General features: G+C 70.6%; 22 protein-coding genes. 10 read left to right on the top strand and 12 right to left on the bottom strand.

Annotated features, from left to right (window positions below):
• Positions 1-8 precede the first annotated feature (8 nt).
• Genes Q5762_RS29660 through Q5762_RS29670 form a run of 3 tightly spaced genes read left to right on the top strand, consistent with a single transcriptional unit; the run spans position 9 to position 3,449 of the window.
• Complete coding sequence (locus Q5762_RS29660) at positions 9-1,784, top strand: cytochrome c biogenesis protein ResB (protein ID WP_315895344.1); 1,776 nt, start codon at positions 9-11, stop codon at positions 1,782-1,784.
• A gap of 11 nt (positions 1,785-1,795) precedes the next feature.
• Entirely contained in the window at positions 1,796-2,884 is a 1,089-nt protein-coding gene (ccsB, locus tag Q5762_RS29665; protein ID WP_315895385.1) for a c-type cytochrome biogenesis protein CcsB, read from the top strand.
• Between the two features lie 37 nt (positions 2,885-2,921).
• Positions 2,922-3,449 carry an SRPBCC domain-containing protein gene (locus Q5762_RS29670; protein ID WP_315895345.1) on the top strand — a complete coding sequence of 176 codons (528 nt, stop codon included), beginning with the start codon at positions 2,922-2,924 and terminating at the stop codon, positions 3,447-3,449.
• Between the two features lie 18 nt (positions 3,450-3,467).
• Here Q5762_RS29670 and Q5762_RS29675 read toward each other — a convergent pair whose 3' ends face one another.
• The 5 genes from Q5762_RS29675 to Q5762_RS29695 all read right to left on the bottom strand — a co-directional run bounded on the left by Q5762_RS29675 (position 3,468) and on the right by Q5762_RS29695 (position 8,817).
• A complete protein-coding gene (locus Q5762_RS29675; RefSeq protein ID WP_315895346.1) occupies positions 3,468-5,006 on the bottom strand; it encodes a hypothetical protein in 1,539 nt (512 codons plus the stop codon).
• 3 nt (positions 5,007-5,009) lie between these two features.
• Complete coding sequence (locus tag Q5762_RS29680; protein ID WP_315895347.1) at positions 5,010-7,082, bottom strand: hypothetical protein; 2,073 nt, start codon at positions 7,080-7,082, stop codon at positions 5,010-5,012.
• 86 nt (positions 7,083-7,168) lie between these two features.
• Positions 7,169-8,080 (bottom strand): 2-oxoglutarate and iron-dependent oxygenase domain-containing protein, encoded by a 912-nt coding sequence (locus Q5762_RS29685; RefSeq protein WP_315895348.1) that lies wholly within the window; start codon positions 8,078-8,080, stop codon positions 7,169-7,171.
• Positions 8,073-8,525 carry a nucleoside deaminase gene (locus tag Q5762_RS29690; protein ID WP_315895349.1) on the bottom strand — a complete coding sequence of 151 codons (453 nt, stop codon included), beginning with the start codon at positions 8,523-8,525 and terminating at the stop codon, positions 8,073-8,075. Before Q5762_RS29690 ends, Q5762_RS29685 begins: the two co-directional genes overlap by 8 nt.
• Before the next feature lie 31 nt (positions 8,526-8,556).
• Complete coding sequence (locus Q5762_RS29695) at positions 8,557-8,817, bottom strand: GntR family transcriptional regulator (protein ID WP_315895350.1); 261 nt, start codon at positions 8,815-8,817, stop codon at positions 8,557-8,559.
• Positions 8,818-8,980: 163 nt separating this feature from the next.
• Between Q5762_RS29695 and Q5762_RS29700 the strand changes: the two genes are divergently transcribed.
• Positions 8,981-9,292: a hypothetical protein gene (locus tag Q5762_RS29700; RefSeq protein ID WP_315895351.1), complete on the top strand. Its 312-nt coding sequence runs from the start codon at positions 8,981-8,983 to the stop codon at positions 9,290-9,292.
• Complete coding sequence (locus Q5762_RS29705; RefSeq protein ID WP_315895352.1) at positions 9,289-9,645, top strand: hypothetical protein; 357 nt, start codon at positions 9,289-9,291, stop codon at positions 9,643-9,645. Before Q5762_RS29700 ends, Q5762_RS29705 begins: the two co-directional genes overlap by 4 nt.
• A gap of 99 nt (positions 9,646-9,744) precedes the next feature.
• Here Q5762_RS29705 and Q5762_RS29710 read toward each other — a convergent pair whose 3' ends face one another.
• From Q5762_RS29710 to Q5762_RS29720, 3 genes are all read right to left on the bottom strand, one after another.
• Complete coding sequence (locus Q5762_RS29710) at positions 9,745-10,416, bottom strand: class I SAM-dependent methyltransferase (RefSeq protein WP_315895353.1); 672 nt, start codon at positions 10,414-10,416, stop codon at positions 9,745-9,747.
• Between the two features lie 69 nt (positions 10,417-10,485).
• Positions 10,486-10,956 carry a hypothetical protein gene (locus tag Q5762_RS29715; protein ID WP_315895354.1) on the bottom strand — a complete coding sequence of 157 codons (471 nt, stop codon included), beginning with the start codon at positions 10,954-10,956 and terminating at the stop codon, positions 10,486-10,488.
• Positions 10,953-11,126, bottom strand: coding sequence for a hypothetical protein (locus Q5762_RS29720; RefSeq protein WP_315895355.1), 174 nt, complete (start codon positions 11,124-11,126; stop codon positions 10,953-10,955). Before Q5762_RS29720 ends, Q5762_RS29715 begins: the two co-directional genes overlap by 4 nt.
• A 119-nt stretch (positions 11,127-11,245) precedes the next feature.
• Between Q5762_RS29720 and Q5762_RS29725 the strand changes: the two genes are divergently transcribed.
• Together Q5762_RS29725 and Q5762_RS29730 are read left to right on the top strand one after the other, a co-directional pair.
• Positions 11,246-12,010: a helix-turn-helix transcriptional regulator gene (locus Q5762_RS29725; protein ID WP_315895356.1), complete on the top strand. Its 765-nt coding sequence runs from the start codon at positions 11,246-11,248 to the stop codon at positions 12,008-12,010.
• A 104-nt stretch (positions 12,011-12,114) separates the two neighbouring features.
• The gene (locus tag Q5762_RS29730) at positions 12,115-13,050 is read left to right on the top strand and encodes a DMT family transporter (RefSeq protein WP_315895357.1); all 936 of its coding nucleotides are present in this window, start codon (positions 12,115-12,117) and stop codon (positions 13,048-13,050) included.
• Here the strand turns inward: Q5762_RS29730 and Q5762_RS29735 are convergent.
• Both Q5762_RS29735 and Q5762_RS29740 read right to left on the bottom strand, forming a co-directional pair.
• Complete coding sequence (locus Q5762_RS29735) at positions 12,941-13,837, bottom strand: LysR family transcriptional regulator (protein WP_315895358.1); 897 nt, start codon at positions 13,835-13,837, stop codon at positions 12,941-12,943. The two genes, Q5762_RS29730 and Q5762_RS29735, sit on opposite strands and share 110 nt — an antisense overlap.
• Complete coding sequence (locus tag Q5762_RS29740) at positions 13,837-14,232, bottom strand: PLD nuclease N-terminal domain-containing protein (RefSeq protein ID WP_315895359.1); 396 nt, start codon at positions 14,230-14,232, stop codon at positions 13,837-13,839. Before Q5762_RS29740 ends, Q5762_RS29735 begins: the two co-directional genes overlap by 1 nt.
• Before the next feature lie 89 nt (positions 14,233-14,321).
• Between Q5762_RS29740 and Q5762_RS29745 the strand changes: the two genes are divergently transcribed.
• Both Q5762_RS29745 and mqnP read left to right on the top strand, forming a co-directional pair.
• Entirely contained in the window at positions 14,322-15,773 is a 1,452-nt protein-coding gene (locus Q5762_RS29745; protein ID WP_315895360.1) for a menaquinone biosynthesis decarboxylase, read from the top strand.
• Complete coding sequence (mqnP, locus tag Q5762_RS29750; RefSeq protein WP_315895361.1) at positions 15,770-16,672, top strand: menaquinone biosynthesis prenyltransferase MqnP; 903 nt, start codon at positions 15,770-15,772, stop codon at positions 16,670-16,672. Before Q5762_RS29745 ends, mqnP begins: the two co-directional genes overlap by 4 nt.
• A 32-nt stretch (positions 16,673-16,704) precedes the next feature.
• Here the strand turns inward: mqnP and Q5762_RS29755 are convergent, their stop codons facing one another.
• On the bottom strand, positions 16,705-17,478 hold the full coding sequence (locus tag Q5762_RS29755) for a hypothetical protein (RefSeq protein ID WP_315895362.1): 774 nt from the start codon (positions 17,476-17,478) through the stop codon (positions 16,705-16,707).
• A 236-nt stretch (positions 17,479-17,714) separates the two neighbouring features.
• Positions 17,715-18,320, bottom strand: coding sequence for a rhomboid family intramembrane serine protease (locus Q5762_RS29760; RefSeq protein WP_399495293.1), 606 nt, complete (start codon positions 18,318-18,320; stop codon positions 17,715-17,717).
• Positions 18,321-18,414: 94 nt separating this feature from the next.
• On the opposite strand from Q5762_RS29760, the gene Q5762_RS29765 reads away from it, so the two are divergent.
• Positions 18,415-19,095 (top strand): UbiX family flavin prenyltransferase, encoded by a 681-nt coding sequence (locus Q5762_RS29765; RefSeq protein ID WP_315895364.1) that lies wholly within the window; start codon positions 18,415-18,417, stop codon positions 19,093-19,095.
• The last annotated feature ends 1 nt before the right edge of the window (position 19,096 follow it).

Consider the following 19,096-nt stretch of genomic DNA (forward strand, 5'->3'; position numbering starts at 1 on the left):
GAGTTCTGATGAGCAAGACCGAAACAACCCAGGAGCAGGACAACCTCGGCGAACCCGGGGCTCAGCTCTCGACCGCGCCCCGCGAGGAGACCGCCGCCGAGGCCATCGTCGCCGGCCCGACCCTCGGGGTCGTCGGCTGGATCCGCTGGTTCTGGCGCCAGCTGACCTCGATGCGGGTCGCGCTGATCCTGCTCTTCCTGCTCTCCCTCGGCGCGATCCCGGGCTCGCTCATCCCGCAGACCAGCGCGGACGAAGTGAAGGTGCAGACCTTCCAGAAGGCCCACCCGACGCTCACGCCGATCTACGAGAAACTCCAGCTGTTCGACGTCTACAGCTCGGTGTGGTTCTCGGCGATCTACATACTGCTCTTCGTCTCCCTCATCGGCTGCATCGTCCCGCGCAGCTGGCAGTTCGTCGGCCAGCTCCGCGGCCGGCCGCCCGGCGCCCCCGGCCGCCTGACCCGGCTGCCCGCGTACACGACCTGGCGGACCGATGCCGAGCCCGAGCATGTCCGTGAGGCCGCGCTCGGCGTCCTCAAGGGCCGCCGGTTCCGCGCGCACATCGTCGAGGACGCCGTCTCCGCCGAGAAGGGCTACCTCCGCGAGGCGGGGAACCTGCTCTTCCACATCGCGCTGATCGTGATGCTCGTCGCCTTCGCCTGGGGCCAGCTCTTCAAGTCCGAGGGCGGCAAGCTGGTCATCGAGGGCGACGGCTTCTCCAACACCCTCACCCAGTACGACGACTTCAAGTCCGGCTCCCTCTGCAGCACGGAGGACCTCGCGCCCTTCGGCTTCACGCTGGACAGCTTCACCGGTACGTACGAGAAGAGCGGCCCGCAGCGTGGCACCCCGCGCACCTTCGAGGCCGCCGTCACGTACTCCGAGGCCGACGGTCCGGACAAGAAGGCGGTCATCCGCGTCAACGAGCCTCTGAAGGTCGGCGGCTCCAAGGTGTACCTGATCGCCCATGGGTACGCGCCCGTCGTCACCGTCAAGGACGGCCGGGGCAAGGTCGTCTTCCAAGGCGCAGTCCCGCTGCTGCCGTTCGACAGCAACGTCACCTCCACCGGCGCGATCAAGGTGATGGACGGCTACCGCGACAAGAACGGCAAGAAGGAGCAGCTGGGCTTCAAGGCCTTCTTCGTGCCGACGTTCGCGGGCGTCGGCAAGGGGAACATGTTCTCCCAGTTCCCGGCGCTCGACTTCCCCGTCATGGCCCTCACCGGCTACCGCGGCGACCTGCGCGTGAACTCGGGGCTGCCGCAGAACGTGTACCAGCTCGACACCTCCAAGATGAAGCAGTTCAAGGTCGAGGGCGGCACCGGCAAGGCCAACCGGCTGCTGCCCGGCGAGACGATGACCCTGCCCGACGGCGCAGGCTCGATCACCTTCGAGAAGGACATCAGGGAGTGGGCGAGCTTCCAGATCTCCCAGCAGCCGGGCAACGGCCTCGCCCTCGCGGGCGCGATCGCGTCGCTCTTGGGCCTGACCGGCTCGCTCTTCATCCAGCGCCGCCGGGTCTGGCTGCGGGCCGTACGGGGGAAGGACGGCGTCACCGTCGTCGAGATGGCGGGCCTTGGCCGGAACGAGTCCGCCAAGCTCCCGGAGGAGCTGGCCGCTCTCGCGGTCACGATCCACGCACAGGCGCCGACCGCGCCGGAACCCGCGGAAGCCGAACCGGCGGACGCCGAATCCGCAACAGCAGAACCCGCCGAAGCCGAACCTGCCGAACCCGCCGAAGCCGAACCTGCCGAACCCGAAACCGCCGAAGGGGCTGAGAAGTGAATCTCGCCGCCGTGAGTCTCGCCGCCGAGACCAACGAGAGTCTGGCGCAGTTGAGCAACTCGCTCATCTACTCCTCGATGGCCGTCTACACGCTGGCCTTCCTCGCGCACATCGCCGAGTGGGTGTTCGGCAGCCGCAGCAAGGTCGGCCGTACGGCCGCCGCGCTGACCACGAAGACGGCGACGGCCGCCGCTCCCGCCGTCACGGTCCAGGTGAAGACGGCCGCCGGAGGTACCGCCGTCCTCGACAAGCCCGTGGTCGTCACCCGGTCCGGCGCGGGCGCCCGCGACGTGCCCGACGGCTCCGGCGCGGCCGGCGGCACGGTCAAGGGCGACCTGTACGGCCGTATCGCCGTCTCGCTCACCGCGCTCGCGTTCCTGATCGAGGTCGCCGGTGTGCTCTCCCGCGCCCTCGCGGTGCAGCGCGCGCCCTGGAGCAACATGTACGAGTTCTCCACCACGCTCTCCACCGTGGCGGTGGGCGCGTACCTCGCCTTCCTGCTCGCGAAGAAGAGCGTCCGCTGGATCGGTCTGCCGCTGGTGACGACCGTCCTGCTGGACCTGGGCGTCGCCACGACCGTGCTCTACACCGAGAGCGACCAGCTCGTTCCCGCGCTGGACTCCTACTGGATGTGGATCCACGTCACGACCGCGATCTTCTGTGGCGCGGTCTTCTACCTCGGCGCGGTCGCCACGGTCCTGTACCTCTTCCGCGACTCCTACGAGAACAAGCTCGCGTCAGGCGGCAACCCCGGCTCCTTCGCCCGCTCGGTCCTGGAGCGGCTGCCCTCCGCCACCTCCCTGGACAAGTTCTCGTACCGGGTCAACGCGGCGGTCTTCCCGCTGTGGACCTTCACGGTCATCGCCGGCGCGATCTGGGCCGGCGAAGCGTGGGGCCGCTACTGGGGCTGGGACGCCAAGGAGGTCTGGGCGTTCATCACCTGGGTCGGCTACGCGGCGTACCTGCACGCCCGCGCGACGGCCGGCTGGAAGGGGCGGAAGGCCGCGTACATCGCGCTCATCGCCTTCGGTTGCTTCCTCTTCAACTACTACGGCGTGAACATCTTCGTGAGCAGCAAGCACTCGTACGCGGGCGTCTGAGCTGGCACAGCACCCTCCCCGGCGTGACGCTAGAGGTATGAGCGAGATACCTCGGGGCAGGTGCGAGACCCACGACGGCAACCTGCATCACCTGCGGTACGTGATCGATCTGCCCCACCCGCTGGTACGGGTGTGGGCGGCGGTCGCCACGCCGGAGGGCCTGCCGCAGTGGCTCTGCGCGGCGGATCCGCTGGAGCCGAGGCTCGGCGGAGCGGTGACGCTGCGCTGGCTGAATGGGGACGTGGTGGTCTCGGGGACGGTGACGGCCTGGGACCCGGAATACGTGGCGGAGTACACGGTCGAGCCGACGCACGGCCGGATCCGGTTCCACCTGGAACCGTCCGGCGGCGGCGGGTCGACCGTGCTGCGTTTCACGAACGAGTTCCGTGCGGCGCGCGAGGAGAAGCTCGACGTCATGGCCGGGTGGCACGAGCACTTCGAACGCCTTGCGCGGGCGCTGGACGGCCACCCCACGGACTGGCGCGAGTGGTCGCCCGACCGGTGGCAGCACCTACGGGACCTGTACGAGCGGGACGAGGCCCCCTGGCCGAAGTGGGAGCCGTAAGCCCACAGCGGGGGGTGGTCAGCCCCTCCTCGGCGGCAGGCACTCCTTCGTCGGGGGCCTGCCCTCCGGCCAGGCGATCTGGACGAACCTCTGCGAGCCGTCCTCGGCCAGTTCGACGATCGGGACCGCCTTGTTGAACGGGTTGCCGTAGTTGTCCAGGCAGATCCAGCCGCTGGCGCCGTCGACGCGGAGGGAGCCCTTCACCTGGGGCCACTGGGTGCCCACGTCCGCCAGTTGCGGGTACTGGGCGCCCTGCGGGGTCGCCTGGCGGATGGCGTGGACGGCCGTCGCCATCGCGTCGTACGCCACGATCGCCTGGCCGTCCGCCAGCGGGACCGGCTTCTTCGACGCGCGGGCCATGTCCGCGACGAACGTCTCGTACGCGGCCGTCGAACCGCCCGTCGTCGGGACCGGGCGGCCCGGGGCCGGCTTCCAGGCGTCGGGGTGGGCGAGGGAGGCGTAGCGGACGGTCAGCTTGGCCTTCAGGGCGGCGCGGTTGAGTTTGCTGTCCGCGCCCAGGTACGAGCCCTCGTCGCCGGTCAGGATCGTGAAGGGCCGCTCCGCGCAGCCGCGCGCGCCGAGCGCGTTGATGAACTGCCGCAGCTGCGTATGGCGGCCCGCGAAGAAGACCGTCTCCGCGCGCGTGTCGCAGATCAGATGGGTGATCTGGCGGAAGGTGTTCGCGGTCGTGCCCTCCTCCGTCGGATCGGCGGGGGAGGTGAAGAGCTGCGGTTCGTACGGCGCGCCCTTGAGGGAGGCCGAGAACGCGGCCTTCAGGGTGTCCGTGTAGTGGTCTCCCGTACGGGTGTCCTGGACGAGCAGCGCCTTCGCCGCATTCACCTCGCCGAAGTGGGCCAGGGCCTTGGCCTCGTCGCCGTTGGTGGGGGAGACGCGGGCGAGGCCGGGGAAGCGGTTCTTGCCCGCGCCGGGGCCGTTGGCGATGTCGTCGGCGGTGATCGTCGTGCCGACGACGGCGATGCCCGCACCCGTAAGGGCCTGCACCGCCTGCCGTATCTCCGCCGAGGAGGTGGCCACCCCGGAGACCGCCCGCAGCCGGTCGTCCCCGCCGGTCATCGTCTTCAGCCGCTCGACCGTCGTACTCCAATGAGCGTTGCCCTTGCCGGTGTTGGCGAGGACGAGCCGGATCTTCGGGGTCTCGCTGTTCGACTCGTGGTTGGCCCGGTACTGGCGGGCGTACGCGCCCTGGATCTCGTGCAGGACCTTGACCCGCATCCCGCTGTCCGTGCTCGTCAGTGGCAGCAGCAGGGCGACCGTCGCGTACTCGCCGGACTTCAGGGTGCGGTTCTCGTCGCGGATCAGCCCGGTGATCTCGGTCAGCGACGGGACGCCGAAGTCGTACCCGTCGCCGTTGACGCCGACGCACTCGGAGCTGCCGGACGGGCGCTCGACGCCCTGGGCGCAGGAACGGTCCTCCGGGGTGAGGGCGCGGTCGATGGCGTACCCGGCGACGGAGCCGAGGACGGCGACGGCGACCGCTGTCGTGACGATCTTCTGCCGGGCGGTGTACCAGAGGCGGTAGCGCAGCGGGCCGACCATGGCTCAGACTCCGTTCTCCGTACCGGGCGGGAGCGAGAGCCCCCGCCAGGCGCGGATGTCCCTCGGCCAGTGGGTGGCCGCGTCCCACAGCGGACTGTTGCCCGTCCGGTGGCGGCCGGAGAGCTGGCGCAGCTCGTGCGCCAGCTTCTCGGTCACCTCCTCGTCGGGCAGCGCGAGCGGATCGGTCAGCAGCCAGACGGCGTGCAGCAACCGCCTGAGGCTGAGGTGGAGTTCGACGGTGTCGTCGTCGAACGTGGCGGGCAGCGGATCGCCCGGTGCCTGCCCGAGCGCGAGCGCCCGGCGCGGGTCGGGCCGCCCGGCCCGGTGCCGGTCGCGGGGGTACGGCGCCGAGGCGATGAAGCGGAGCCGGCCGAGCCAGCCGAGGACGTCCGCCTCGGGGAACGTGACGCGCAGCTGGGTCACGGCGTCGTCGGTGCGGCCGAGGGCCAGTTCCTGGTGCAGCCGGTACGGGATGGGCCACGCGTCGGGCCCGGGGGCGTAGTGCCGGTGCAGGGTCTCGTGGACGGCGCGCCAGGTCGCGTACTCCTCGCCGTCCTCGAACCGCAGCCGGTGCAGCAGCAGGGCGCGCAGCAGCGGGTCGGCGACGAAGTGTTCGGGCCCCTCGGGCCAGTCCTCGGCGCGCAGCAGGTCCCGTACGCGCAGGGCCATGTCGCCGTCCAGGGACTCGCCGCGCAGCCGGGTGCGGGCCAGCAGCCGGGCCGACTCCTCGTCGTGGGCGGCGGCGAGGACGGCGAAGGGGCCGTGTCGCAGCCGCGGCAGGAGCTCTTCGAGGAGGGTCGGGGCGACCGGTACGGGCGCGCTGTCCTCACGCAGCTCCACCGTGAGGTCGAGGAGCGCGCCGGGGGTGAGCGACGACTTCTGGTCGGCCGGGGCCTCGCCCGCCGCCCGGCCGAGCAGCACCACGCCGAGCGGCCGTCCGCCGGTCAACCGGTGGACGGCCCGGGCGAGTTCGGCCGGGGTCCGGCCCGCCGGGTCGAACCGGTCGAACGCGGACTGCGCCTGGGCGGGCGACAGCGGGGGCAGCTCGACCGCGAGGATGCCGGAGGTGACGTCCGGGCCGCGCGGGCAGGTCGCACGGTGCGCGGTCTCGGGCAGCCGCAGCCGGGTCGCGTGCCGGATGCCGTCGTGGTCGCGGACGCGGGAGGCGGCGATGACGACCACCCGGTCGCGGCGGCCGTCGGCGCGGGCCCGCAGGATCGGTTCGACCAGGCGGCGGCCGAGCGGCTCGTGGGCGTTGTCGAGGAGGATGACCGGCCGGCCGCGGCGGGCGCCCCGGTTGGCCAGGCCGGTGAAGGCGCGGACCAGGTCCTCGATCAGCGCGGCGACGAGGAAGTCCTCGGCCTCGCGCCGCCGGCGGCCGCCCTGCTCGAAGTCCATCGCGAGCTGCTGGAGCCCGGCCTTGCCGCGCCCGCCCGCGTTGCGGTAACTCCCGTACCAGCTCTCGGCCTTCTGCTGGAACCGGCCGAACACCTCCTCCAGGACCGTCTCGACGGTCGCCTCGGCGAGCAGTCCGGCCATCGGCGCGGTGGCCTCGGCGAAGTTGGCGGCGAGCTTGGTGAGGACCTTGGTGACCCAGTTCGCGGCGGCGCCCTTGGCCGCGTCGACGGTGGAGAGGACCGGTCCGAGCCGTTGCAGGTCGCGCCGGGCCCGCTCGTCGTCCTCCTGCGACCAGCTGATGGAGGCGACGGCGACGAGACCGAGCGAGAGCCGGGGGAACTGCACGGGCTTGGCCGCGAGCACGCGCGGCGCCAGCTGGACGGCGAGCTCGGCGAGCGCGCCGGTGAGCGGGTTCCAGCCGGGGCCGTGGTCGGCGGGCGGTTCGACGCGCGCGCAGTCGATGAGGGCGAGCGGGGTGGCGGCTTTGTAGGCGTTACGGAGCTGCTTGAGCAGGGCGGTCTTGCCCATGCCCCGGCCCCCGGTGAAGACGGTGACGGGCGGGTCGTCGGCGTGTTCGTACGGGGTACGGCCGTAGCGGTACGGCGTCAGCCCGACCAACCGCGCGGCGAGCCCGGCGTCCTGGAAGACCGCCTCGCGTCCGTACAGCTCTCTGTCCACGTACCGTCACCCCCGTCACAGTCAACTCCAGGATATCGACGGCGTGTTGGGAATGCGGCAGGCTTTTCGAGTCTGGTGCGGGGGAGTTACCGGCCCGTTGCGATCGCGTCGAGCCGGCCCCGGAGGTAGGCGTGGGAGTCGATCCCGTGGATCGTGGTGCCGGGGTCGCACTCGTAGAAGTACACGAGCGAGATCAGCTCCTCGGTGGGCGCGTCGGCGGGCGGCGGAAGGACGCGATGCCGACCGGAGCGCCACCGCCCGCCGGTCCAACCGGCCATCACATCACCGATGTTGACGGTGAAGGCGTCGGGATCGTACGGAGCGTCCTGCCAGCCGTGGGCGTCGGTGAACACCTGAAGCCCACCCTTGCCGGCCTGCCGGTCGAGGACGGTCACCGTCCCGAAGTCGGTGTGCGGCCCGATCCGGAACTGACCGGGCTCGGGCTCGCCGGTCCGCTCGCGCCCGGGGTACCAGTTGATGTTGAACCCGAAGGTCGGGTGGCCGGTGTGCCGCGTGAAGAAGTCCCGCTCCTCGCCGAGGGCGACGCCGAGCAGATCGAGAACCCGGTCCGACAGGGTCCGCATCTGCGCGAGGTACGTCTCGACGAGCGGCTTCAGCCCGGGTACCTCGGCGGGCCAGGTGTTCGGCAGGAACCACTCGGCGTCCACGACGGGGTCCCCGGTCGGCTCGTCGGCGGCGAAGGAGAGCGACTCCTTCAGGTCGGGCGGGGTGACGGTCCCCTCCGCGTACGCATTCGCCTCCGCGCCGGGCCCGAGCCACCCGCGCCCGCCGACCCGCACGGCGTACGGCTCCTTGACGGCGGCGGGGAGATGGAAGAACCGCCGGGCGACGTCCCGGATCTCTTTCCGAAGCCCCGGGTCGACCCCGTGCCCGGTGACGAGCAGGAACCCGGCGTCGCGCAGGGCGAGGTCGACGGCGGGGAGCTGGGGGGCGGGGTCGCGGCCGAGATCGATGGTGGGAAGGCCGGCTTCAGTCATGACCGATGTCCTCGTTCCAGAGGGAAGGGTGGGTGGCGACGAACTCCCGCATGAGCGCGACGCACGCGGGGTCGTCGAGCACGAGGACCTCGACCCCGTGCTCGACCAGCCAGTCCTGCCCGCCCCGGAAGGTCTCCGCCTCCCCGACGACCACCCGCGAGATCCCGAACTGCCGCACGAGCCCGGAGCAGTACCAGCAGGGCGAGAGGGTCGTGACCATGGTCGTCCCCGCGTACGACCGCTGCCGCCCGGCGGACCGGAACGCGTCGGTCTCGGCATGAGCCGCCGGGTCCCCGTCCTGCACGCGCCGATTGTGCCCACGCCCGAGGAGGGCGCCGTCGGCGCCGTAGAGGGCGGCGCCGACGGGGATCCCACCTTCGTCCCGTCCGGCCCGTGCCTCATCGAGGGCGGTGCCGAGCCACCGCCGTGCGTGTTCCAGGTCCACGGGGGGACTCTTCCCCGGCGGGGCGCCGGACTCACGCCTCGGTCGAGGGGCCGTTCTCCTGGGCGGGAAGAACATAGGAGCCCTTGCCGGGCACGGTGACGATCAGACCGCGCTCACGGAGTTCCCGCATGGCCCGGCGGGCGGTCAGTACGGCGATGCCGTACTCCTCGGAGAGAACGCCGGGCGTGGGGATCATCCGGTCGGGGGCGAACTCCCCAGAGGCGATCTTCGCTGCGATCACGTCGGCCAGCTGCATGTACAGCGGGCGTGCCGACTTCGGATCAAGACTCATGGGCCCAACAGTAGATAGTCGTACAAATACACGTTGGGATGGCTCTAGCTACATCGTGATGCATCACTGTGCATCACGCATTACGGTGGGCGCGGACGTAAGTCCCCGGCGACCGCTGGTACCGGTCCCGGGGCATGGCCACCAACTGTTGGGAGTTGATGACGTGCGGAACCCTATCGTCTGCGTACTGATGTGGCTGCTGATCCTGGCCCTGCCACCCACCGGCAGGCACCGCCCCCGCCAGGCCACCCAACGCCACCGCCACACCCCGCGCCAGGCGGCACCGGCTCCGACGTGGCGGTCACCGTACGCCCGGGAGCAGGCGATGCTCCTGGACGGCGCCGGCTCGCCATTGGAGCGCCCCTACCTGACGGCGGCCGCTCGTGTGCAGCGCAGGCGGCGGCGGGCGCTGTGGCTGGCGACGGTCGGGGTGGACGTCGACCACCGGAACATCCATGCCAGGGTTGCCCGATGAGCCGCTGTGGGGCGAGGCGGTCCGTGCTCGCGATCCCGGAGGTGGTGCGGCCGGTGTGGGGTGGGTCGGTCTGCGTGCTGGACGTGGGGCACGACGGCCCGCACCGCGACCGCGCGGGTGACGGCTGGTGGGTGACGCCGGAGATCGCCGACGCGGTGAGCCTGTCCCTGGTGACCCTGGCTCTGGCGGCCGGTGCCGAGCCGGAGTTCCGGTCACCGCGCTGCACCGTCGGCCGCCACGACCGCTGCGGGGACGGGGTCCCTCGGGAGACGGGGGTGCGGGAAGTCCGCCACCTCGCCTGCGGCTGCACCTGCCATCAGGCGCGCCCTACCGTCCCAGGCGCACGCGCGTGAGGCGCCGGCCTGGCTGACGACGGCAGGAGTGGTCGGTTGATGCCGAGTGTCGGAGCGCGGGCGGCGGCTTGGGGAGGCTGCCAGCGGGATGGGGCTGGTTCACGCGGCTCTGACGCCCCGGACGAGCAGAGTCCCCGTTCGCTTCCCCGCCGGGGGCTCGATCACCTCGGCCGTCACGTCAGTGAACCCACTCCGCCGAAGAATCTCCGCCCAGGTGTCGGCCTCGTAGTCCCACCGCTTCACGTACAGGGGCTCCGCCCCCTTCTCCGGTGGCTGCATCTGGGACGCCTGCGGTCCGTAGCAGCCGGTCAGGGCAGGGGGGTTGTGGGAGAACGCGTAGACGCCTCCGGGCGCCAGGCACGCATGGACCAGGGGCAGCAACTCGGCGGGATCGGTGAACCAGGCGGCTCCGAAGACCGAGCAGACAGCCGCGAACTCGTCCGTGCCTGTCGCGAGGAACTTCTCGGCCGTCTGCTGCCTCACATCGAGGTGCGGCCAGCGTTCACGCGCCTTGGCCACCTGGACGGGCGAGATGTCCACGCCGACTGCTTCGGCCCCCAGCGCGACCAGGTGAGCGAGGTTTCCGCCGCTGCCACAGCCGAGGTCGAGGACCCGCGCGCCGGAGAGGGTGCCGAGGATCTTCTCGTCGGGCCCGTGATCGGGCCACTGCGTCCAGTTGAACCACGTTGCGGCTCCGGCCGCGTTCGCCTCCTTGCGTCCCGGCCTGGCCGCCCCCCACACGTCCCACGCGCCGGATTCCTGTTCGCTCACCCTCGTCCTTCCACATGCTGAGGGCCCGCCCGCCGACCGGAGGTCGAGGGGCGGGCGATGTCGCCGTGCCTACTTCTTGCCGCCCACCGGGCTGTCCGTGCAGCCCGAGTGACACTGCGTGCACTCGGCGGCGTCCGGCCACAGCTCCTGGTCCAGGTCGAAGCCTGCCGCACGGATGGCGGCCACGGTGCGATTCCGGGCCCCCTCGGGGCCGCCCGTCTCGGTCGCGTCGGGAACGCCCGGGTGGTGGTGGATGAACCGGCCCGCGTGCCGGTCGCAGAAGTCCTGGTACGCCTGGGTGCGCAGCAGGAACGCGTGCCAGCCCCAGTCGACTTGCTCGGACGGGGACAGCGGTCCGTCGGTCATCGTTCCCGCGATCAGGAAGGCGACGGTCTGGCCGATGATCCGCTCGGCCAGGACCCTGCTCGTACCCGGGTGCGCCTCGATCACGTCGGCGACCAGGGCCCGCCACACCTCTCGGGGCAGGAGCGTGCGGGGCTCGGTGCGGTGAATCGGGGGATGCTCAAGTGCGATGGTCACCTGAAGGTCCCTTTCCTCTTGGCGGAGCGCTGCGGGCAGCAGCGCGGGCATGTGCAGACCGGCATCACGCTGGTCGTCAGCGGCGGGCCGCCCTCGCCCTCGTACAGGGTTCGGGGCTTTGTGCGGGTCCCGTCAGCTCTGACCGTGTAGGCGTCGATGCGGATCGGCATGGCATCCATCGTCCGCATGGGGCCAGGTCATCGCGACGGCAGGAATGACGTCATTCGGGCGTCACCCGTGGGCGTCAAATCGGTGTCATTCGGCTGCTGTTGGGACTACCGTCGAATCCATGACGACCGCCGCGACGAACGATGTTCTGCGGGCCGTGCGGATCAGCCTGCGCATGAGCCAGGACGACTTAGCGAAAGCGCTCCGCACAGCCGGCGAGGAGCTGGGCGAGCCGAACGAAGCAAGCAAGCGTCTCGTCCAGCGTTGGGAATCCGGCACCAGCCGCGCTCCGCGCCCCGTATACGCCCGTGCTCTGGAGCACGTCACGGGGCGCCCCGTCGAAGCCCTGGGCTTCACCCTGCCCGTGCCGCAGGCACGCGTCCATCCCGATTCCGCAGGAGGCCACGACATGGACCTCGGCCCCGAAGGCATTCAGGCGGCGACCGCCACACAGCTGCCACCGCAGGGCATGAACTACTCGGGCATCTGGCTGTCACGGTACGAGTTCTTCAGTTCCTCGCGCGGCGAGACACTGGAGGCCAAGCACTACGTCGTACTGCTCCAGCACGGCGCCCGGTTGACCGGCCAGAGCCTGCCCGGAGCGTCCAGCAACCCGGACAGCCCGCTCACCCTGGACCTGACCATCGACCGCAGCGTGGTCACCGGTTCATGGACCGAGCAGACCGCCGCCGAGGGCTACTACCAGGGCGCCCGCTACCACGGCGCGATCCAGATGCTCGTGGAGCCGACCGGCCGCCGTATGGCAGGGAAGTGGGTCGGCTTCGGAAAGGACTTCGACGTCAACACCGGCCCGTGGGAGCTGAGGCTCGTCGACACCTCGACGTCAAAGGCGACGCTCCAGAAGTACGGCCGCGCTCCGGAGTGAGCGACGCGGGCCGGGCCTGCCATCGGCCGAGTCGATGGCCCCATCGGCAGGACGCCCCACTGGCTCGTGGACCGGCGACGGGCCGTCTCCGTAGCGTCGGGGGCATGAGACACGAGACGCGCGGAACCGTCGAACTGACCCTTGCCATGGTGCTCTCCGGCACCCTCGGCATCTTCGTTGTCGAGTCAGGGGCATCGCCCTTCAACGTCGTGTTCTTCCGGTGCCTCTTCGGGGCCGTCGCCCTCGGGCTGTACAGCCTCGTCAGGGGGTACTTCACCGGGCACGGGTTCACGGCCAAGAAGCTCGGGTCGGCCGCGCTCGGTGGGGTGTTCATCGTGTTCAACTGGGTGTTTCTCTTCGAGGCCTACGAGGCCACCTCGATCTCCTTCGCCACCGTCGTCTACCACACCCAGCCGTTCTTCCTCGTTCTCCTCGGTGCCGTGCTCTTCCGGGAGCGGATCACCGCCGCCAAGTTCGCCTGGCTCGGGGTCGCCTTCGTCGGGCTCCTGCTCGTGTCCGGTGTGCGGCCCGGGGACACCGCTTCCCTCAAGGGGCTCGGGCTCGCCCTCGCCGCCGCCGTGCTCTACGCCCTGTCGACCGTCGTCACCAAGCGGATCACCGGCGTCCGGCCCCATCTCATCGCCCTCGTGCAGGTCCTCGTCGGGCTTCCGCTGCTACTGCCCTTCGCCGACTTCGGAGCCATGGCGGGGACCGGCGCCCGGTGGGGGTGGCTCGTCGGGCTCGGTGTCATCCACACGGGCCTGATGTACGTGCTGATGTACGCCGCCTACCAGAAGCTGCCCACCGCCAAGATCGCCGTGCTCGCCTTCACGTACCCCGCCGTCGCCATGGTCGCCGACTGGGCCGTGTACGGGCATCACATCGGGCTCGTCCAGGCCCTCGGTGTTCCGCTGATCGTGCTCGCCAGCCTCAGGGTGACTCTTGCGGGCCCTGCTCGGCCACGAGTCGCCGCGCCTGCTCCACGAACAGCCGCACATGCGCCGGAAGCCGCTTCCCCCGCCGCCACGCGATCTGCGTGAACAGGGTGAACGGGACCTTCCAGTCAAGCTCCACCAGCGCCCCGGACGCCAGCTCCTCGGAGACGGTGATCCGGGGCACCAGGGCGATGCCCAGGCCGCCCGCCACGCCCCGCTTCGTCGCCTCCAGCGTGCCGAACTCCATGAACGGCGGCGCCCATTCGCTGAGCTCCGCCTCGAACAGGTCGCGGTACGGGCAGCCCGGCTCCGTGCCCATCAGTTGCGCCGCCGCCAGGTCCGGGGCAGTCAGGTTCGTACGGCCTGCCAACGGGTGACGCGGGGAGGCCACCAGGACCAGCGGCTCCTCCGCCAGGACCTCCGCCTCCAGGCCCGCGTGTTCCGTCTCCGGTTCCATCAGGAAGCCGATGTCGTACGTCCCCTGGCGCAGCGCCTGCCGTGTCTCGTCGCCCAGCGTCGGGCGCAGCGACAGCTGGACCTTCGGGTAGCGGTGGTGGAAGAGCTCAAGCAGCGGCGGCAGCCGGTAGGAAGTGAGGGACTCCATCGTGCCGATGGCGATCGGGCCCACCGGCTCCTCGGTCTCCACGACCGCGGCCCGCGCCTCCTCCGTCAGCTCGATGATCCGGCGGGCGTACGGCACGAGGCGCTCGCCCGCCTCCGTGAGCCGGATACGGCTGCCGAGCCGTTCGAAGAGCTCCACGCCGAGGGAGGACTCCAGGGCGCGGATCTGGGTCGTGACGCTGGACTGGGCGTACTGGAGTTCCGTAGCCGCCCTCGTGAAGGAGAGGACCGTCGCCACCTTCTCGAAGGTGATCAGGAGCCGGAGCTCCATCAGCTGCCGCTGTCCTTGGCGTCGCCGTCCTGCTCGCGCTTCTTCAGCTCCTCCTCGCGGCGGCGCAGGTCCGCCTCCCAGTCCTTGAGGACGGACTCGTCCTTCTTGTTCTCCTCGCGGATGGACTGGAGGAACTCGGGGTTGTCGTCGGGGGCGACCCACTCGCTGCGGTGGTTACGGTGCCATTCCGAGGGCGTACGGCCGCCGACGGGGGGCTTGCGCATCTTGCCCGCCGCGAACCAGACGATCGGGCCGACGATCCAGAACAGCAGGATGATGATGACCCAGACGACCTTGGGCAGGTGTTTGGCCTCGTCCTCGGGGGTGTTGAGGCAGTCGATGAACGCGTAGATCGTCAGCGCCAGCGGCAGGATGTACATCAGCGCCCTGAGCATGTGCGACAGCCCCCTGGAAACAGTGGCGGGGTTCGATTCGTCGGCCCCGGTGACGAGTCAAGCCTAGCCGGTGGCCGATACTGGGCCCCATGGCTTACGACGATCTCCGCTCGCTGCTCAGGGCGCTGGAGCGCGAAGGCGACCTCAAGCGCATCAAGGCCGAAGTCGATCCGTACCTGGAGGTCGGGGAGATCGTCGACCGGGTGAACAAGGCGGGGGGCCCGGCGCTGCTCTTCGAGAACGTCAAGGGCTCCGCCATGCCGCTAGCGATGAACGTCTTCGGGACCGACCGGCGGCTGCTCAAGGCGCTCGGGCTGAAGTCGTACGAGGACATCAGCGACAAGATCGGCGGGCTGCTCAAGCCCGAGCTGCCGCACGGCTTCGTCGGCGTACGGGAGGCCTTCGGCAAGCTGGGCTCGATGGTCCACGTGCCGCCGAAGAAGGTGAAGGACGCGCCCGTCCAGGAGGTTGTCCTCACCGGGGACGACGTCGACCTCGACCAGCTCCCCGCGCTCTTCACCTGGCCCAAGGACGGCGGGTCCTTCTTCAACCTCGGGCTGACCCACACCAAGCACCCCGAGACCGGCGTCCGCAACCTCGGGCTCTACCGCCTCCAGCGGCACGACAAGCGCACCATCGGCATGCACTGGCAGATCCACAAGGACAGCCGGAACCACTACGCGGTGGCGGCGGCGAAGGGCGAGCGGCTGCCGGTCGCGATCGCGTTCGGCTGCCCGCCGGCCGTGACGTACGCGTCCACCGCGCCGCTGCCGGGTGACATCGACGAGTACCTGTTCGCGGGGTTCGTGCAGGGCAAGCGGATCGAGATGGTCGACTGCAAGACCGTGCCGCTCCAGGTGCCGGCGAACGCCGAAGTCGTCATCGAGGGGTGGCTGGAGCCGGGCGAGATGCTCCCGGAGGGTCCCTTCGGCGACCACACCGGGTTCTACACGCCGCAGGAACCGTTCCCCGCGCTGAAGATCGACTGCGTGACCATGCGGAAGCGTCCGCTGATCCAGTCCATCGTCGTCGGCCGGCCGCCCACCGAGGACGGGCCGCTCGGCCGGGCCACCGAGCGGTTCTTCCTGCCGCTGCTCAAGATCATCGTGCCGGACATCGTGGACTACCACCTGCCCGAGTCGGGCGGCTTCCACAACTGCGCGATCGTCTCGATCGACAAGAAGTACCCGAAGCACGCGCAGAAGGTCATGCACGCCATCTGGGGCGCGCACATGATGTCGCTGACGAAGCTGATCATCGTGGTGGACAAGGACTGCGACGTCCACGACCTGCACGAGGTGTCCTGGCGGGCGCTCGGGAACACCGACTACTCCCGTGACCTGACCGTCGTCGAGGGCCCGGTGGACCACCTGGACCACTCCTCGTACCAGCAGTTCTGGGGCGGCAAGGCGGGCATCGACGCGACGAAGAAGCTGCCCGAGGAGGGCTACACCCGGGACGGCGGCTGGCCGGACATGGTGGAGTCGGACCCGGCGACGGCCGCGCTCGTGGACCGCCGCTGGAAGGAGTACGGCCTGTGACCACCGCGGCCGTACCCGGCGCCCAGCCCGGGCGTACCAAGGCGTTCCTCCGCCTGGTGATGATCGAGCACTCGGTCTTCGCGCTGCCCTTCGCGTACATCGCCTCGCTGACCGCGATGTTCCAGCTGGACCGGAGCATCCACTGGGACACGCTGCTGCTCGTCACCGTCTGCATGGTGGGCCTGCGGACCTTCGCGATGGCCTGCAACCGGATCATCGACCGGGAGATCGACGCCCGTAACCCGCGCACCGCCGGCCGCGAGCTGGTGACCGGCGCGGTGTCGGTGCGGTCGGCGTGGACGGGGGCGGGGATCGCCGTCGTCGTCTTCCTCGGCGCCGCGGCCCTGCTCAACCCGCTCTGCCTGGCGCTCGCGCCGCTCGCCGTCGTGCCGATGGTGGTCTATCCGTACGGCAAGAGGTTCACGAACTTCCCGCACGCGATCCTCGGCCTCGCGCAGGCCATAGGGCCGATCGGGGCGTGGCTCGCGGTGACCGGGGAGTGGTCCTGGGAGGCGGTGATCCTCGGGCTCGCGGTCGGGATCTGGATCGGCGGCTTCGACCTGATCTTCGCCTGCCAGGACGTCCAGGCCGACCGCGCCGAGGGCGTCATGTCGGTCCCCGCCCGCTTCGGCGTCCCGGCCGCGCTCTGGGGCGCGCGGGTTTCGGCGGTCGTCACGACGGGGCTGCTGGTCTGGTACGCCCTGGCCACGGACGCGGGGCTGTTCTTCTGGATCGGGCTCGTGATCGTGATCGCCGCGTTCTGCTACGAGCACACGATCGTGAAGCCCCACGACCTGTCCCGCCTCAACCGCGCGTTCTTCACGACGAACGGCTTCATCGGCATCTCGCTCTTCCTCTGCGCGCTCATCGACCTCGTGGTGCGCGGCCTGACCGTCTAGCCGCGCACCGGCGGTCGCGCACCGGGAGCGGCTCAGTCGATCTCGAAGCGCCCGGGCGTCGGTGCGGCCGGCGGCCGCGGCGCGGGAGCCGGTTCTTCGGGCGCGCCGATCTGCACGAGGCCGCCCAGAGGATTGCCGCTCCAACTGCCGTCGGAACTGTCCGAGTCGTAGTCCGAGTTCGAACCGACGCCCGCGTTGATGTTCTCGCCCTTGCGCGGAGCGCCCTTCTTCTCGTTGCGCCGCTTGATCGAGTCCTGCAGGGTGTTCGGGTTCTCGAGCAGCGGGAGACCGAGACCGGGGGCGGACTCGCCCGTCGCGGCGTGGAAGACGGAACGGGCGAACGTGGTGCAGTTGAACGTGGCCAGGTTGTACTCACGGCCCTCGTTCGTCCGGATGAACTCCCTCGCGTTGTTGTACTGCTCTTCCGTGAGCTCCGCGGTGAGTTTGGACGACGCGTTGTCCGGATTGTCGTGGTTCCTCTTGACCGCTCCCTTCACCGACTTGAAGGGCTTGGTGTGGGGGACGTCCTCGGCGGGGAAGAAGCCGTAGGACTTCCACGTCTCCTGTCCGCCCTCCTCCTTGTAGAGGGCGACCCAGGCGTGACCGAGCGCGAGGTTCGCCCAGTAGTCGAGGTGGTGGGTGCGGCTGTTCTTCGCCGTCTGGATCTGGATCCGGTACCGCGCCTGGCTGCCCTGCCCGCCGTCGCTGCCCTGCTCGCTGCCGGATTCCACCCGCTGGATCTGACGCTGTCGGCCGAGCGCGCGGACCGCGGCCGCGTTCCCGACGCTGCGTTGCAGAGCGTGCATGTCGGCGGGCGTGAGGTGCTGAGCGTGCCCGGGGTGATGGACGCGATCCCGAGCCACGGGTGCCCGCTGCTCGCGCCCGCGACCCGGCGCGGACTCGGCTGCTCCTCGGTCTCGTTGAGTGAACATGGCCGCTCCGGAAGGCGTGACGTCATGGCGTGCGCTTCCGTAGTCTCCTCGCGGCGCGGTCGAACGGTCCAGGTCTCCAAGGGCAGAGCCAGAGGCACCGCGGGGCAGCCTCAGGAGGGCAGCGCGGCCTGCCCTCGGGAGGGCCGGAAGAGGAACGCCGCGCCCGCGCCCGCCATCAGGCCGACGAGGTGGCCCTGCCAGCTGACCGTCGTGTTGGTGGGGGAGATGCCCATCAGGATCGAGCCGCCCCAGAGCGCGGCGATCGCCACGCCCACCGCGATGCCGAGCGGCTTGCGCTCCACGAAGCCGCGGACCACGAGGTAGCCGAAGAGGCCGAAGACCAGTCCGGACGCGCCCGCGGTGATCGAGTACGACGGGGATATCAGCCAGACGCCGATGCCGTCGGCGACGATGATCAGCGCGCAGACGGCGAGGAAGCGGCGGATGCCACCGAGCGCCGCGAGGAAGCCGAAGATCAGCAGCGGGACGCTGTTGGCGGCCACGTGCCCGAAGCCGAAGTGCAGGAACGGCGCGGCGAGGATCCCGCCGAGGCTCTCCGGGTCGCGCGCGACGATGCCGTATTCGTCGAGCTCGTGGCCTGTCGCGAGGTCGACGAGTTCGAGGAGCCAGAGCAGGGCCACCCAGCCCGCCATGAGCGCGATCGCCGGCTTCGCCCGGTCGGACGTACGCCGGCTCGTCGCTTCGATGCCTGTCATGGTCATCCCCCTGCCGTGTTCCGTCCTGTGCAGGGGGAACGTACGGGACCCCGTGCGGAGTTCTCCGTCCGGGCCGCCGGATAGGCTCGGTCGCGTGGAGCCGGTAGAGGAACAGCAGCGTCGTCCCTGGGTGGTCGGGGTGTCCGGGGCGTCAGGGACCCCGTACGCCGCCGCCGTGCTGAGGGGGCTGCTCGCAGCGGGGGAGAGCGTCGACCTGGTCGTCTCGCGGGCGTCGCGGCTGACGCTGCTCGACGAGACGGGGATCGCCTTCCGGGACGCGCACTGGCGCGAGGACCTGGCGGCCTGGCTGGCGCGGGGCGCCGACGGGAAGCCGGAGACGTTCCAGGTCGACATCGACGACGTGCGGTACTGGGCGGCCGGGGATCTGGCCGCCGGGCCGAGCAGCGGCTCGTACCCGGTGAAGGGGATGCTGATCGTGCCCGCGTCGACCGCTTCGGTGGCGGGCGTGGCGCTGGGGCTTTCGAAGGACCTGCTGCAGCGGGTGGCGAGCGTGACGCTCAAGGAACGCAGAAGGCTTGTCGTCGCCGTGCGGGAGACCCCGCTGAACGGACAGACGCTGAAGCACCTGGTGGCGCTGGACGAGGCGGGCGCCGTGGTGCTGCCCGCCTCTCCGGCGTTCTACGCGGGGGCGACGCACATCCAGGATCTGGTGGACTTCGTCGCCGGGCGGGTGCTCGACGCGGCAGGGGTGCCGCACCGGCTGTACCGCCGTTGGGAGGGGGAGCTCGGTGGAGCCGCCTCTCGGGATGAGTAGC

This window comes from Streptomyces sp. P9(2023), from assembly GCF_032436795.1.
Classification (GTDB): Bacteria; Actinomycetota; Actinomycetes; order Streptomycetales; family Streptomycetaceae; genus Streptomyces.